We start from the raw sequence: 15,190 nt of genomic DNA, 5'->3' as shown, positions 1-15,190 counted from the left end.
CCGATACGCCCGTGCCGGGGCGATCCGCCCGGACCGGAGGACCCCCGATGACCCAGCCCGAGCTGGAAGCCCTGGCCGCCGACGCGTACGTCTACGGCTACCCGCTCGTCGCCGGCCTGACCATGGTCGAGCGCTTCTCCAAGGGCGGCCTGGGCACCCTCCCGCCGGCGCCGTACAACCGCTTCGGCCACGCCACCCGCCTGGCCGGCCCAGGCGACCGCTTCGTCTCCGTCAACAACGACACCGTCTACTCGATCGCCCAGCTCGACCTCTCCGAGGGCCCCCAGGTGCTGCACGTCCCGGACACCGCCGGCGCCTACTACGTGCTGCAGTTCATCGACGCCTGGACGGACAACGTCGCCTACCTCGGCCGCCGCGCCACCGGCACCGACGCGCAGACCTGGCTGATCGTCCCGCCCGCCTGGCACGGCACCGCGCCCGACCCGGGCCGGGTGATCGAGATGCCGACCACGATCGGCACGCTCGTCGGCCGCTTCGCCTGCGACGGCCCGGAGGACCTGCCCCGCGTCCGGGCGCTCCAGGCCGACCTGACGCTGAACCCGCTGGAACCCGGCGGCCTGGTCGCCGGCCTGCCCGAGCCCGACCCCGAGGTGCCCGAACGCCTCGCCTTCTTCGAACGCCTGCGGGTCTGGATGCGCGCCTTCCCGCCCGCCACTCCGGACATCGAGTACGAACGCCGCTTCGCCCCGCTCGGCCTGCTCGACGAGGGCCCCTCCCCGTACCGCGCCGCCGCCGACGAATGGACCCTCGCCCTCGCCAAGGGCCTCGCCGCCGGCCGCGAACGCGTCGAGGACGCCACCCGCCCGGGCGAGGACCAGCCGCCCGGCGAATGGCGCACGGCCCTGCACCTCTTCGACTACAACGTCGACCACCTCGGCCCCGGCACCCTCGACGACCCCGAGTGGCGCATCCCCGACCGCCGCGCCGCCTACCTCACCCGCGCCGCCGCCGCCCGCGCCGGCCTCTGGGGCAACCACGCCTACGAGGCCACGTACGCGATGACGTACGACGACTCCGACGGCCGCCCGCTCAGCGGCGAGCACAGCTACACCCTCCGCTTCGACCAGCCGCCGCCGGCCGGGGCCTTCTGGTCCGTCACCATGTACTCGCTCCCCGACTACCACCTGGTCGAGAACCCCATCGACCGCTACGCGATCGGCGACCGCACCCCCGGCCTCCACCACGCCCCGGACGGCTCCCTCACCCTCACCCTCCAGCACGACCAACCCGAGGACCCCAGCGCCGCCGCCAACTGGCTCCCCACCCCACCCGCCGAGTTCCGCCCCATCCTCCGCCTCTACCAACCCGGCCCCCGCGTCCTCGACGGCACCTACCACCTCCCCCCGATCCACCGCACCTGACGGCACCCGCCGGGGCCTTCGGTCGGGCGGCGCTCGCGCTGCGTCGGCCCCGCCCCGGGCCGCCCGTCAACGTCCGCCTCAGGCCCCCGCCGGACCACCGCTGTCCGGGCCGATCCCCACCTCCCGGCCGGGAGGCGCCCGTGCCGTGCTGACCGCCGCCCGGGGACCGCCCGCACGACGGCGTTCCCGCCACCGCGAGGTGCCCGAGCCGCATCGGCCTCGCACCCGCCGGCACAACGCCGGTTCCCCGTCCCTCCATCCGCGAGGCGCGCGCTCCACACCTCCGTGCCTTGTTCATTCCGTCCCGCCCGCCTTCCCCGCAGCCCTACGGCGTCGTCGTCCCCGAGGGCGACGCCGAGGGGGACGGCGGGTGCGCGGTGGCCGAGGCCGTGCCGCTCGGCGTCGCCGAGGGCGAGTGCGTCGGGGACGCCGTGGCCGTCCCGCTCGGCCGCGCCGTCGCCGTGGCCGTAGGGGAGGGGCTCGAAGGCGAAGCCGTCGCCGTGGGCGAGGCCGGCGACGAGGCGCCCCCGTCCCCGCCGCGGTTGTGCGGGCCGCCCTCCAGGGTGACCACCGCCTGCGAGGGCGGCAGGGCGATCCGGGCGGTCCAGTGCCCGGCCGGGGCCAGGTCCTCGTCCACGGTGACGATCACCGTGATCCGCTGCCCGGGCGCCAGCGTCCCCGAGTCGCGGCTGAGCCGCAGCCAGCCGGCCTCCGTCACGGCCCGCCAACGGATCTCCGTGGCACCGGAGTTGGTGAGCGTGAGGACGGTACGGCTGCCGTACTCCCCGGCCTCGACGGTGAGCAGCCCGCCCGTCGCGTCCCCCGCCCCCGGGGCGGGCGGCTCGGCCCGGGCCGGGGCGGCGACCAGTGTGGGGTTGCCGATCGGCGTCGCGCCGCGACCGGGGACGGGGACCAGCGGGCCCTGCAGGCCGAGTCGCGGAAAACCGGGCAGCAACGTTTCTGCACCACCTCCGACCACCCCGGTCAGCTCCAGCCCCGGCATCTCCGCCGCGGCCACCCCCACCGAGGCCCCCGCCGCCCCCGTCACCGCCGAGCCCGCCGGGCGCCGCCCCTCCTCGTCCACCCGCACCGCCGACACCGAGGCCGCCGACCCCGCCCCGCCGCCGCTCCGGTGCCCGGCCCACAGCGCGACCACCGGCGCCGCCAGCACCGCCGCGAGCACCCCGGTGGTCACCATCCGCCGCCGCACCGCCCGCCCCCGCCCGGTGTCCGGAGCCCGGTGCCGGGGGAACCCGCCGTGGTCGAACCGCAGCCCCGGCTCCACCGGCAGGACCCCCGCCGCAGAGGCCGCAGAAGCAGCCGAAGCCGCCACCGGAGCCCCCAGCAGCGGCAGCCCCGACACCCCCTCCGCCCCCGCCTCGTCCGCCGCCACCCGCTCGGCCGTCCCCCGGCAGGTCGGGCAGTCCACCACGTGCTGCACCAGCTCCCGCCGCAGCGCCGGCCCGAGCACCCAGTCCCGCCAGGACTCCGCCCCGGCCCCGCCGAGCCTGTCCAGCTCCGGGCAGCTGCCCACGCCGAGCACCAGCAGCGCCGCCCGCGTCCGCGCGACCTCCGCCTCCGCCCCGCCCAGCAGCGCCCTGGTCCGCTCGAACGGCAGCCCCAGCACCGCCGCGACCTCCAGCGGCGTCAGCCGGTGCCGCACCGACAGCTCCAGCGCCTCCCGCTGCTCCGGATCGGTGCCGGCCGCCTCCGGCCAGGCGAGCGAGGCCAACTCCCGCCGCCGCCGGGCCGCCTCGACCTCCGAAACCTCCGAGGCCTCCGAACGAACCCCCGTCCCACCCGGAGAGCCCGGAGACCCCGGACAGCCCGCCAACCGCCGCAAGCAGCAGTACCGCGCCACCGCGAACAGCCAGGCCCGCACCAGCCCCGCCTCCGCCAGCCGCCCCGCGTGCCGCCGCGCCAGCTCCCGCACCTCGCCCAGCGCCTCCGCCGCCGCGTCGTGCTCGCACAGCACCGACAGGCAGTACGTGAACAGCCCGTCCTCCTGCCGCTCGTACGCGGCCCGCACCGCCTCGTCCCGCACCGCCTCGTCCCGCACCCCGCCGACGGCCCGCCCGGAGCGGGCGAACCCCGAACGAGCGAACCCGGCAGCCCCGGCGACGACCCCCGGCGTCCCTTCGATACGCGTTGTCACCCGTCCGAAGGTAGGCACCCCTGGCCCCTCACCCCCGCCATTCGCCGCGTATGTACTTCTTTCGGGTAACAACATCGCCCATCTGTGTGGATGCCCGGCGCGTCCTGTGGCGCACCACCGCTGTCGTACCCAGGCGCTACCGTGGGCCGCATGCCACCGCGTTCCAAGACCACCGCCAAGCCCCGCCCGGCGTACCGCTGCACCGAGTGCGGCAACCAGCTGCCCAAGTGGGTCGGCCGCTGCCCGGAGTGCAACGCCTGGGGCACGGTCGAGGAGTACGGCGCGGTCCCGATCCGCACCACCGCCGCGGGCCCCGTCAGCGCGCCCGCCCGCCCGATCGCCCAGGTGGACGGCCAGGTCGCGACGGCCCGCTCGACGGGCGTCCCGGAGCTGGACCGCGTGCTCGGCGGCGGCCTCGTCCCCGGCGCGGTGGTGCTGCTGGCCGGCGAGCCCGGCGTCGGCAAGTCCACCCTCCTGCTGGACGTCGCCGCCAAGGCGGCCACCGACCGGCACCGCACGCTCTACGTCACGGGCGAGGAGTCCGCGAGCCAGGTCCGGCTGCGCGCCGACCGGATCAACGCCCTCTCCGAGCACCTCTACCTCGCCGCCGAGCAGGACCTCGGCGCCGTCCTCGGCCACGTCGAGGCCGTCAACCCCGGTCTGCTGATCCTGGACTCGGTGCAGACCATCGCCTCCGCCGAGCTGGACGGCGCCCCCGGCGGCCCGGCCCAGGTCCGCGAGGTGGCGGGCGCGCTGATCCGCGCCTCCAAGGAGCGCGGCATGGCCACCCTGCTGGTCGGCCACGTCACCAAGGACGGCCAGATCGCCGGCCCCCGCCTGCTGGAGCACCTGGTGGACGTGGTGCTGAGCTTCGAGGGGGACCGCCACGCCCGGCTGCGCCTGATCCGCGGGGTCAAGAACCGCTACGGCGCGACGGACGAGGTCGGCTGCTTCGAGCTGCACGACGAGGGCATCGTGGGCCTGGCCGACCCATCCGGCCTCTTCCTGACCAGGCGTGACAAGCCCGTCCCGGGCACCTGCCTCACCGTCACCCTGGAGGGCAAGCGCCCGCTGGTCGCCGAGGTGCAGGCACTGATGGTGGATTCGCAGATCCCCTCCCCGCGCCGTACGACCTCGGGGCTGGAGTCGCCCCGGATCGCGATGATCCTGGCCGTGGTCGAGCGCCACGGCGGCGTCAAGCTCGGCAAGCAGGACATCTACACCGCGACGGTCGGCGGGGTGAAGCTGACGGAGCCGTCCGCGGACCTCGCGGTGGCGCTCGCCGTGGCCTCCTCCTCCACCGACACCCCGCTGCCCAACAACCTGGTGGCGATCGGTGAGGTCGGCCTCGCGGGCGAGGTGCGGCGGGTGACGGGTGTGCAGCGCCGCCTCGCCGAGGCGCACCGGCTGGGCTTCACCCACGCCCTCGTCCCGCCGGACCCGGGCAAGGTGCCCCCGGGCATGAAGGTCGTCGAGGTGGCGGACATCGGCGAGGCGCTGCGGGCGATCCCGGGCCGCCGCCGCGCGTCCGCCAAGCCGCGCGGTGAGGCGCGGGGTGAGGCCGCGTCGGCCCCGCCGGCGCCCCGCGAACCCCGGGTCGCGGCCTACGCCGAGGAGCTGATGGACGGCTGGGAGCCGCTCGACTCCGACGAACTGCACTGACCCAAGCCCTGCCGAAGCCGCACGCAGTTAGACTTTCCCCAGTCTCATTGGCCAGAAGGCAGTACCGAGCGGTACTGAGCGACAGAGCAACAGACCGCGGACCGGCGCACGGCGCGAGGCGCGCGGCACGGGGTCGACCGGAGGAATCACGTGGCACCCAGCGACCGGGGGGCGGACAAGGCCTCCCGCGAGGAGGCCCTGCTGCGGGCCTCCCTCACCGCCATCGCGCCCGGCACCGCCCTGCGTGACGGCCTGGAACGGGTCCTGCGGGCCAACACGGGCGGCCTGATCGTGCTGGGCTTCGACAAGACCGTCGAGTCGATCTGCACCGGCGGCTTCGTCCTGGACGTCGAGTTCACCGCCACCCGCCTGCGCGAGCTGTGCAAGCTGGACGGCGCGGTGGTGCTCGACAAGGACATCACCAAGATCGTCCGGGCAGGCGTCCACCTGATGCCGGACTCCACCATCCCCACCGACGAGACCGGCACCCGCCACCGCACCGCCGAGCGGGTCAACCGTCAGACCGGGTACCCGGTGGTCGCCGTCTCGCACTCGATGCGGCTGATCGCCATGTACGTCAACGGCACCCGCCGCGTCCTGGAGGACTCCACCACCGTCCTCTCCCGCGCCAACCAGGCGCTGGCCACCCTGGAGCGCTACAAGCTGCGCCTGGACGAGGTGGCCGGCACGCTCTCCGCCCTGGAGATCGAGGACCTGGTGACGGTCCGGGACGTCACCGCCGTCGCCCAGCGGCTGGAGATGGTCCGGCTGATCGCCACCGAGATCGCCGGCTACGTGCTGGAGCTCGGCATCGACGGCCGCCTCCTCTCGCTCCAGCTGGACGAGCTGATCGCGGGCGTGGAGCCGGAGCGCGAGCTGGTCGCCCGGGACTACTTCCCGGAGCGGGCCGCCAAGAAGGGCCGGACGGTCAACGAGGTGCTGGCCGACCTGGAGGCGCTCACCCACGCCGAGCTGCTGGACCTCCAGACCGTCGCCAAGGCGCTCGGCTACTCGGGCTCGCCCGAGTCCCTGGACTCCGCCGTCTCGCCGCGCGGCTACCGGCTGCTGGCGAAGATCCCGCGCCTGCCCAACACGGTGATAGAGCGCCTGGTCGAGCACTTCGGCGGCCTGCAGAAGCTGCTCGCCGCGAGCATCGACGACCTGCAGACGGTCGAGGGCGTCGGCGAGACCCGGGCCCGCTCCGTCCGCGAGGGCCTCTCCCGCCTCGCCGAATCGTCCATCCTGGAACGCTACGTCTGAGACGGCGCCGACGAAGGGAGCCCCCGACCGGTTCGGTCGGGGGCTCCCTTCGTCGGCGTGGGTGACCGGCCCTCAGGGGTCCAGGCGGATCGAGGCCCGCGCCGCGACCTTGTCGTTCGTCGGCAGGACGAGCTCGGCGAGCACCTGGTAGGTGCCGTTCGCCGCCGGAGCCGGGTCGGGGGAGGCGCAGCCGAGCTTGCTGCGCAGCCGGTCCCAGGTGAAGGTCTCGCCCTGGCTGCCGTTGGCCGCGATCTGCACCCACTGCTCGCTCTTGTCGGCGGGGCAGTCGCCGGAGCTCCAGATCCGCTCGTTGCTGGTCGAGCTGACGGTGATCGCGGAGGCCGTCCGGCCGAAGTTGACCCGGCAGGTGGCGCCCGAGGAGTTCTTGACCGTCAGGACGAGCTGCGGCTTGTCCTTGGGCTGGTACGGGGTCTGGGTGGGCGTCAGCTCCAGTGCGAGCTGCGAGGCGGTGCAGACCGGGAGCTTCATCACCTCGCCCGTGTTCACCGGCGGGGTGCCGCCCGTGCCGCCGGCACCGCCCGCGCCGCCGCCCGAGGAGGAGCCGGTCGAGCCGCTCCCGCCGGAGGAGGCCGGGGCGCCGCCCGTCGCACCGCCGTTGAGGCTCACCTCGCCGCCGGAGCCGGAGGCGCCGCCGCTGCCGCCCGCGCCGCCGGTCGAGCCGCCGCCGGGAGGGGCCGCGGGGCCGGAGGAGGGGGCGCCGGGCGTGATGGCCTGGGCGGGGGTCTGGGACTGGGACGGCACGGCCTGGGCGGCCTTGCTCTGTGAGCCGCCGTCACCGCCCCCGCCCTGGTCGGTCATCAGCCAGGCGATCAGGGCGACGACCGCCACGACGGCGGCGAGCACGACGAGGCGCCGGCGCCAGTAGATCGAGGCCGGCAGTGGTCCCACGGGTTGACGCAGAGAGGGCACACCCGAACTCTACGAGACTGTGTGAGTCTCCTGACTCACCAACACCGCACAGTCGCCCCTTCCTTCACATGATCCGCCATTTGCGCCGTTCGAGGGAGCCCCGGGGCGGTGAATTCCGGTGAATTCCCGGGATCATCCGGAATTCATTACTCCTCTTCGGCGACCCCGGGCGGCATGGGAGGATCGAAGGGCCATGACTGCCATCACCACCGCCTCCGCCGCCCCCGTCGCCGCGCACGGGCTCACGATGCCCCTGCCCCTGCTGCACAGCACCGTCCTCGACTGGTACGAGACCAGCAAGCGCGACCTGCCCTGGCGGGCGCCCGAGGCCACGCCCTGGGGCGTCATGGTGAGCGAGTTCATGCTCCAGCAGACCCCGGTCAAGCGGGTGCTGCCCGCCTGGCACGCCTGGATGACCCGCTGGCCCACCCCCGCCGACCTCGCCGCCGACTCCTCCGGCGAGGCCGTACGGATGTGGGGCCGCCTCGGCTACCCCCGCCGCGCCCTGCGGCTGCACGCCGCCGCCGTGGCGATCACCGAGGAGCACGACGGCGAGGTCCCCGACGACCACGCCACCCTGCTCTCCCTGCCCGGGGTGGGGGAGTACACCGCCGCCGCCGTGGCCTCCTTCGCCTTCCGCCAGCGGCACGTCGTGCTGGACACCAACGTCCGCAGGGTCTTCGCCCGCGCCGTGACGGGCGTCGAGTACCCGGCCCAGGCCACCACCGCCGCCGAGCGCCGCACCGCGACCGCCCTGCTGCCCGAGGACGCCGGGACGGCCGCCACCTGGGCGGTCGGCGTGATGGAGCTGGGCGCCCTGGTCTGCACCGCCCGCGGCCCGGAGTGCGGCGACTGCCCGCTGTTCGAGAACTGCGCCTGGCAGCGCGCCGGCCGCCCGCCGTACGAGGGCCCGGCCCGCCGGGGCCAGACGTACGAGGGGACGGACCGCCAGGTGCGCGGCAAGCTCCTCGCCGTCCTGCGCGAGGCGCACGGGAGCGTCCCGCAGGCCCGGCTGGACGTGGTCTGGCCGGACGCCGTCCAGCGCGCCCGCGCCCTGGACGGCCTGGTCGCGGACGGTCTGGTCGAGCCCGTCGAGCAGGGCGTCTACCGCCTGCCCGTCTGAGGACGGTACCGCCCGAGGACCGCACTGCCTGAGGACCGCACCACCCGAGAAGCACCGCCCGAGGAAGCGACGCCCGTACACGACGGCGCCCCCGGGAGAAGCCTCCCGGGGGCGCCGTCCGTCCTCACGACGCGGCCGTCAGACGGCCGCGGCCTCCAGCGAGGCCTCGGCCGGCTTCTCGCCCGGCGCGGCGCCGCGCAGCGGCACCTCGCGGATGAACACCGCGGCGGCCAGCGCGATGATGGCCACCGCCGCGCCCCACAGGAAGACGGTGTGCATGCCGTTGGACACCGCGTGGTGGTAGGCGTCCTGGATCTCGGGCTTCATGGTGCGCAGCACGGCCGGGCTCACCTGGCTCGGGTCCTTCACGCCGCCCCCGGCCCCGGCAGCCTCGCCCAGGCGCTCCTTCATGGTGTCGGCGACCCGGTTGTTGAACAGCGCGCCGAACAGCGCCACACCGAAGGAACCGCCGATGGTGCGGAACAGGGTGGCGGTGGAGCTGGCCACGCCCATGTCCTTGAGCTCCACGCTGTTCTGCGCGAGCAGCATGGTGATCTGCATCAGGAAGCCCATGCCCGCGCCGAGCACGAGCATCCAGCAGGCCGAGGTGAGGCGGCTGGTCTCGGTGCCCATGGTGGAGAGCAGGAACATGCCCGCGGCCATCACCACGGTGCCGATGATCGGGAAGATCCGGTACTTGCCGGTCTTGGTGACGGTCTGGCCGACCACCAGCGAGACGACCAGCATGCCGAGCATCATCGGCATCAGCAGCAGCCCGGAGTTGGTCGCCGAGGCGCCCTGGACGATCTGCTGGTAGAGCGGCAGGAAGACGGTCGAGCCGAACATCACGAAGCCGACGATGAAGCCGATGATCGAGACCATCGTGAAGTTCAGGTTGCGGAACAGGCTCAGCGGCAGCATCGGCTCCTCGACCCGCTGCTCCACGTAGCAGAAGGCGATCAGGGCGGCGACGGCCAGCACGGCCAGGCCGATGATGTGCTTGGAGCCCCAGGCGTACTGCTGGCCGCCCCAGGTGGTGATCAGGGTGAGCGAGACGATGCCGGTGGTGAGCAGCAGGGCGCCCAGGTAGTCGATCCGGGCGGTGCTGCGGACCTTGGGCAGCTTCAGCGTGACGGTGACGACGGCGAGCGCTATGACGCCGAGCGGCAGGTTGATGTAGAAGGTCCAGTGCCAGCTCAGGTGGTCGGTGATGAAGCCGCCGACGAGCGGGCCGCCGATGGTGGCCAGGGCCATCACCGCGGCGAACAGGCCCTGGTACTTGCCGCGCTCACGCGGCGGCACCAGCGCGCCCATGATCGACATGACGCCGACCATCAGACCGCCGGCGCCCAGGCCCTGGAGGGCGCGGAAGCCGATCAGCTCGTTCATGGTCTGCGACAGGCCGGACAGCGCCGAGCCCACCAGGAAGATCACGATCGAGATGAGGAAGGTGCCCTTGCGGCCGTAGAGGTCGCCGAGCTTGCCCCAGATCGGGGTGGAGGCGGCGGTGGCCAGGGTGTAGGCGGTGACGACCCAGGACAGGTGCTCGGCGCCGCCGAGGTCGCCGACGATGGTCGGCATGGCGGTGCCGACGATCAGGTTGTCGAGCATGGCCAGGAGCATGGTGACGACCAGGCCGATCATCACGAGGCGGATCTCGCGCGGGGAGCGCGGCATCTCCTCCTCGGGTTTCTTGTCCTCCGGGGCCGTGCCGGCGGTCTTGGACTGTGACATGGGGTGGGTCTCCCGGAGGTGTCTCGGGCGGCGTCAGCGGCTGTGGATCACTTACTTGTCGCCCGGCTAGTTTATCGATCGTCGGTACGGTAGGTTGTTTCCTAGCCGGTCGTCAAGTTAGTTTCCCGTCCGGCCCCCCGGGCAGGGAGAATGGACCCGGGGCGGACGCCACCGGCGGACCGCAGCAGTCACCGACGCAGTCATGAGGCAGGCCATGGGCACTCCGCACAGCCCCCGAAGCGATACCCGGGCGCGCATCATCGAGGTCGCCCTGGAGCTGTTCTCGGATCAGGGCTACGAGCAGACCTCGCTGCGGGAGATCGCCGACCGGCTGGGCGTCACCAAGGCCGCGCTCTACTACCACTTCAAGACCAAGGACGACATCGTCCTCGGCATCGTCGAGCGGATGTCCGCGCCGATCGACGAGACCATCGCGTGGGGCCGCGAGCAGACCTGGAGCCCCGGGGTGCGCGACGAGCTGATCAACCGCTTCGCCGACGGCATGGCCGAACGGGCGCCGCTGCTGCGCTTCTTCCACGAGAACCAGCCCGCGATGCGGGACTCCCCGGCCGGCCAGGCGTTCCGGGAGCGGATCGTCACCATGATGCAGCTGGTGCACGGGCCGGACGCCGACTTCCACGACCGGCTGCGGGCCGCGATCTCGCTGTTCACCATCCACACCTCGCTGTTCCTGCTCCAGCAGGACGGCAAGGGCGGAAAGGGCGGCAGGGGCGGCGGGGCGCCGGTCGAGAACGTCTGGGGCGAGGCGCCGCGGTCCGTGGACTCGCTGGAGGAGGCCGTCGCCGTCGCCCGGACGGTGTCGATCGAGATCGGCAGCCGGATCGGCACCCGGGCCCCGACCGCCTGAAGGCTCAGAACGCGGTGACCCCGTGGTCGGCCAGGTACGCGATCGGGTTGACCACGGCGCCGTAGCGGTTGCTGGTGCGGATCTCGAAGTGCAGGTGCGGCCCGGTCGAGTTGCCGGTGCTGCCGGAGGCCCCGATCCGCTCGCCCGCCGACACCCGCTGCCCGGCCGACACGGCGACGGAGGACAGGTGCGCGTACTGCGCGTAGTGCCCGTCCGCCAGCCGCAGCACGACCTCCTTGCCGTACGCGCCGTCCCAGCCGGCCGAGACCACCGTCGCCTCGCCGACCGCCAGCAACGGCGTGCCCGGGGAGACGGCGAAGTCCACCCCGGTGTGGTAGCCCGCCGCGTACGCGGAGTTGGCCTTCCCGTACGGGTTGCTGGTCGGCGCGCCCGGCGCCGGGGCCGACCAGGCGGGCGCCGCCGGGGCCTCGGGCTCGGGCTGCGGCTCGGGGTGCTCCGCCGGCGCGGCCCCGGGACCGGCCGGTTCCACCGGCACCAGGTTGGCGGCCACCGCCACGAACTCCTGCGCCGAGTCCCCCTCGTCCGGCAGCTTGTACGCGCTCGGCACGGCGACCTGGACGAGCCCGGCGCTGGGCACCGCCGCCTGCGCCGCCGTGAAGGCCGAACTGCCCGGCGTGGTCGGCCGCACCGTCTGCGCGGAGGCGCTGCCCGGCGAGGCCACCAGGAGCGCCCCGGCCAGCAGCACCGCCGCCGCCCCCGCCGCGGCCACCGCCTGCTCCCGCTCGGCCCGGTGGCGCCCGTGCTGCGGCCCGTCCTGCCCCGCGCCCTGAGAAGTGCCCTGCGCAGTGCCCTGAGGGGTGCCCTGCCGGGGCGCGGCCAGGGCCCGCAGCGGGGCGGCGTGGGTGCGGACGGCGTGGCCGAGCCGGGGCTGCCAGGCCGCCGCGGCGACCGCCGTACGGGCGGCGAGGCGGCGCAGGACCGGCACCACGGGCGGGACAGTGGACATCGTCAGCCGTACCTCACGGGTCGAGAAGGGCCGCAAAAGGGCAGCACGAAGGGCCCGTTCGGGACGCGTGCTGAGCGAGCGGGGGACCACTCAGGTGTAACGGTCACCGAGCGGAGTCCCAAACGGCGTGACGTACTACGGCGTGTAGTCAGCGAGGCGCCGGAGATTCAAGCTGACGGAGCAACGATCATGAAATCCGATCGTCTGTACTGCCCTCGGGGCCTCGGACCACCCCGCCCGCGCCCTACTACCGGCGCTCGTATCCGGCCCTTCCGCTGTGACCAGCACCACCCGCCGACGGGGTTTCGGGACGCGAAAAGACGTCCGGCCCGCCCCCGCGGAAGCGGGGACGGGCCGGACGGAAGGAGATCAGCGGCACCCGGTCACCGGGTGGTCACCGGAGTGCGGCTCGATCAGTAGTTGTCGACCGGACGGACGCGGATCCAGGTCTCCAGGTAGTTCGAGGACTCGTTCTCGACCTCGATGCTCGTGCCGGTCTTCGGCACGTCGACACCCGCGTACGGGTTGTCCTTGGTCCACCAGGACTTGAGGTCGTTGAACTCGTCGACGCCCTTGGCCTTCGGGATGACCGTCTCGACACCGTTCTTGTGCAGCGTCAGCGGGCCGACGCGGCGCGAGCCGAAGGTCGAGTCGAAGCCCTGCATGCGCGGGCGCATCAGGGTGCCGTCCGACCACTTGAGCGGCGTCGGGTGCGAGTCGATCGGCAGGACCTGGCCGTGGCCGGGGTGGACGCTGACGTTGTTGTCGGTCTGGGACTCGTCCCAGTACCAGATCAGCAGACCGGGCTGGTAGGCGTAGTGCTCGACCCAGTTGGGCTTGGCGGCACCGAAGCCGAAGTTGTACGGGCCGGTCTTCAGGGTCTGGTCGAAGGACACGTACTGCCGGTTCTCCGCGATGTAGTACTGCGCGTAGTCCTTGCTGTACGAGCCGGTGAAGCGCTTGAAGCCGTCCGCGACCCAGCCGTTGTCGCCGTTCTCGACGTCATCGCTGAAGACGGTGGCACCGTCGGCGACGACCGAGATGTTGTCGACCGCGAGGCCGCGGTAGTGCAGGCCGCCGTCGGTGGTGTTGTGGTAGCGGAACTTGATCTGCTTGCCCGCGTAGGCGTCCAGGTTGAACGACAGGTCGCCCCAGGCGGCGGTCAGGCCGCTGATGGCCGGGCGGCCGTTCTCCTTGGGCAGGGCGGTGCCGTTCCAGGTGCCGTCCACGACGGTCCAGGTCTTGCCGCCGTCCGCGGAGACCTCGCCGAAGGCGTAGTCGAAGTCCTGCTCCAGCTCGTACCAGGCCTTGGCGTTGATGCTGGCCTTGGTCCTGCCGGTCAGGTCGATGTCACGGGTCAGCGTGACGTTGAGGTTGTCGGCGCTGCCGCTCCACCACTCGTTGTTGCCGCTGAACGGCTTGTTGATGTCGGTGGTGATGCTCTTCTTCGGCAGGTCGACGACCAGGGCCTGCGGGAGGTTGGTGTTGTACTCCGCCGGGCCGATGTGGTGCGTCGACTCCGTGCCGGCCTTGGCGTGGTCCGCCTTGAGCCAGCCGAGCTGGAGCTTGCTCCAGGCGTCGAGGTCGTTCGGCATGTCGCCGATCGTGTCCTTGCCCTCGCCGAGCCAGGAACCGGAGGACATCAGCGACCAGAAGCCGACCGAGTTGTCGATGCCCTTGCCGCCGCCCACGGTGTCGTAGAGGTCCGGCAGACCGAGGTCGTGGCCGTACTCGTGGGCGAAGACGCCGAGGCCGCCGTTCTCCGGCTGCATCGTGTAGTCGCCGATCCAGAAGCCGGAGTCACCGACCTGGACGCCGCCGAGCTTGTTGTTGTCCGGACCGGCAGTGCCCTGGAGGTTGCCGTAGACGTAGCTGCGGTGCGCCCACAGGGCCTTGCTGCCCTGCTTGCCGCCGCCGGCCGACTTGTCCTCGCCGGCGTGCACGATCTGGAAGTGGTCGATGTACCCGTCGGGCTGGTTGAAGTTCCCGTCGTGGTGCGAGCCGTAGCGGTCCCACTGGTCGTAGGACGCCAGGGTGGCCTTGATCTGCTCCTTGGTCTGACCCTTCGCCACCTGGTCCTTGTACCAGATGTCGACGGCGTCGCGGATCAGGTCCTGGGCGCTGGCGCAGACGTTGGAGCCGCAGTAGTCCGAGCCGTACCGCGCCTCGTTCCACGGAACCCGCACCCAGTCCGAGACCACGCCGTCGACCGAGTAGCGGCCCGAGGACTGCTTCTCGTAGAAGGTCTTCAGCGAGGCCTTGTCCTTGGAGAAGTACAGGTCCTGGTAGTGCTGCTGGTTGTAGTCGGCCTGCCAGGCGGTCGAGTTGTTGGTCGCGCGGTCCGGCTGCGCGATCTCGTTGTGCTTCGGGCCGGCCTCGCCGCCGTACTTGACCTTGCCGTCGGCGGTCTTGGTGGTGTTGTCCACCTGGTCGCCGAAGTCGACGAGGATCGTGAAGATCTTGTCCGTGCGCTCGCGCTTGAGCTCGACGTACTTGTCCTTGCCGAGCTTCACGCTGGTCGAGCCGTTGTGCTCCTCGACCTGGGCGGTCCCGTTGAGCAGCTGCTCGGTGGCGGCCTTCTGCTCGGCCTCCACCTTCGCGGTCAGCGGGCCCGGGATGTTGTGCTCCGTGTTGGCGGACTGGACGGCGTCAGCCGGGTCCCTGGGCGCCGGAGCCGAGCCGGCGGCGACGGCGCTGCTCGGGAAGAGCCCCGAGCCGAGCGTGACTATGACCGCCGCGGCCGTGGCAAGCGCAGCGGATCTCCTGGTGTTCTTCAACGTTGTGACGTCCTCCCCGACCGGGGCCAGCTCTTGGCCAAAGCCCGGCAAACCAAAATGAAAGACAGGTGGACGTCATTTGATCTAAGCGTGCACGGAAAAGATAGACCTTGACCGTGACATGGCCACGGCGCTATCCTCCCGAACTTCCCATCATCTGACCAAGTGTCAACCGTATAGACGTAAAAGAAGACTGAGAAAAGGGACGCACCCGCACCAGCCGTGGCGGGGGGGGGGGGGGCGGCGCCCCCCCCGGGGCGCCCCCCCCGGGGGGCCGGGGCGCCCCCCCCCCCCCCGCCCCGCCCCGCGGGGCGGGCGGGGGGGGTGGCTGG

10 protein-coding genes are annotated in these 15,190 nt (G+C 72.8%); 5 read left to right on the top strand and 5 right to left on the bottom strand.

The annotated features are described in order from the left end of the window. Nucleotides 1-47: 47 nt before the first annotated feature. Nucleotides 48-1,382, top strand: coding sequence for a DUF1254 domain-containing protein (locus tag ACIRRS_RS31950; RefSeq protein WP_402978242.1), 1,335 nt, complete (start codon nt 48-50; stop codon nt 1,380-1,382). Between the two features lie 325 nt (nt 1,383-1,707). Here the strand turns inward: ACIRRS_RS31950 and ACIRRS_RS31945 are convergent, their stop codons facing one another. Continuing rightward, on the bottom strand, nt 1,708-3,537 hold the full coding sequence (locus tag ACIRRS_RS31945) for a sigma-70 family RNA polymerase sigma factor (RefSeq protein WP_402978239.1): 1,830 nt from the start codon (nt 3,535-3,537) through the stop codon (nt 1,708-1,710). A gap of 150 nt (nt 3,538-3,687) precedes the next feature. On the opposite strand from ACIRRS_RS31945, the gene radA reads away from it, so the two are divergent. Further along, nucleotides 3,688-5,199, top strand: coding sequence for a DNA repair protein RadA (radA, locus tag ACIRRS_RS31940; RefSeq protein WP_402978236.1), 1,512 nt, complete (start codon nt 3,688-3,690; stop codon nt 5,197-5,199). A gap of 201 nt (nt 5,200-5,400) precedes the next feature. Continuing rightward, entirely contained in the window at nt 5,401-6,459 is a 1,059-nt protein-coding gene (disA, locus tag ACIRRS_RS31935) for a DNA integrity scanning diadenylate cyclase DisA (RefSeq protein WP_391551439.1), read from the top strand. A gap of 72 nt (nt 6,460-6,531) precedes the next feature. On the opposite strand, the gene ACIRRS_RS31930 is transcribed toward disA, so the two are convergent. Further along, nucleotides 6,532-7,368, bottom strand: a complete 837-nt coding sequence (locus tag ACIRRS_RS31930; RefSeq protein ID WP_402978233.1) for a hypothetical protein — start codon at nt 7,366-7,368, stop codon at nt 6,532-6,534. Between the two features lie 214 nt (nt 7,369-7,582). Here ACIRRS_RS31930 and ACIRRS_RS31925 point away from each other — a divergent pair, with 214 nt between their 5' ends. After that, nucleotides 7,583-8,512 carry an A/G-specific adenine glycosylase gene (locus ACIRRS_RS31925; protein ID WP_402978230.1) on the top strand — a complete coding sequence of 310 codons (930 nt, stop codon included), beginning with the start codon at nt 7,583-7,585 and terminating at the stop codon, nt 8,510-8,512. 138 nt (nt 8,513-8,650) lie between these two features. Here ACIRRS_RS31925 and ACIRRS_RS31920 read toward each other — a convergent pair whose 3' ends face one another. Then, the gene (locus ACIRRS_RS31920; RefSeq protein ID WP_402978227.1) at nt 8,651-10,246 is read right to left on the bottom strand and encodes an MDR family MFS transporter; all 1,596 of its coding nucleotides are present in this window, start codon (nt 10,244-10,246) and stop codon (nt 8,651-8,653) included. Between the two features lie 214 nt (nt 10,247-10,460). Between ACIRRS_RS31920 and ACIRRS_RS31915 the strand changes: the two genes are divergently transcribed. Continuing rightward, nucleotides 10,461-11,114, top strand: coding sequence for a TetR/AcrR family transcriptional regulator (locus ACIRRS_RS31915; RefSeq protein WP_402978224.1), 654 nt, complete (start codon nt 10,461-10,463; stop codon nt 11,112-11,114). Nucleotides 11,115-11,118: 4 nt separating this feature from the next. On the opposite strand, the gene ACIRRS_RS31910 is transcribed toward ACIRRS_RS31915, so the two are convergent. Further along, nucleotides 11,119-12,081 carry a M23 family metallopeptidase gene (locus ACIRRS_RS31910; RefSeq protein ID WP_402978222.1) on the bottom strand — a complete coding sequence of 321 codons (963 nt, stop codon included), beginning with the start codon at nt 12,079-12,081 and terminating at the stop codon, nt 11,119-11,121. Between the two features lie 413 nt (nt 12,082-12,494). Continuing rightward, nucleotides 12,495-14,858 carry an immune inhibitor A domain-containing protein gene (locus ACIRRS_RS31905; RefSeq protein WP_402978219.1) on the bottom strand — a complete coding sequence of 788 codons (2,364 nt, stop codon included), beginning with the start codon at nt 14,856-14,858 and terminating at the stop codon, nt 12,495-12,497. Between the last annotated feature and the right edge of the window lie 332 nt (nt 14,859-15,190).

It is taken from the genome of Kitasatospora sp. NPDC101183 (assembly GCF_044767945.1).
Taxonomy (GTDB): Bacteria; Actinomycetota; Actinomycetes; order Streptomycetales; family Streptomycetaceae; genus Kitasatospora.
This window is presented reverse-complemented; position numbering and strand designations above follow the sequence as displayed.

Coding starts and splice junctions, on each gene's coding strand:
- ACIRRS_RS31950 (WP_402978242.1), top strand. CDS start 48: ATGACCCAGCCCGAGCTGGAAGCCCTGGCCGCCGACGCGTACGTCTAC.
- radA (WP_402978236.1), top strand. CDS start 3,688: ATGCCACCGCGTTCCAAGACCACCGCCAAGCCCCGCCCGGCGTACCGC.
- ACIRRS_RS31925 (WP_402978230.1), top strand. CDS start 7,583: ATGACTGCCATCACCACCGCCTCCGCCGCCCCCGTCGCCGCGCACGGG.
- ACIRRS_RS31920 (WP_402978227.1), bottom strand. CDS start 10,246: ATGTCACAGTCCAAGACCGCCGGCACGGCCCCGGAGGACAAGAAACCC.
- ACIRRS_RS31915 (WP_402978224.1), top strand. CDS start 10,461: ATGGGCACTCCGCACAGCCCCCGAAGCGATACCCGGGCGCGCATCATC.
- ACIRRS_RS31910 (WP_402978222.1), bottom strand. CDS start 12,081: ATGTCCACTGTCCCGCCCGTGGTGCCGGTCCTGCGCCGCCTCGCCGCC.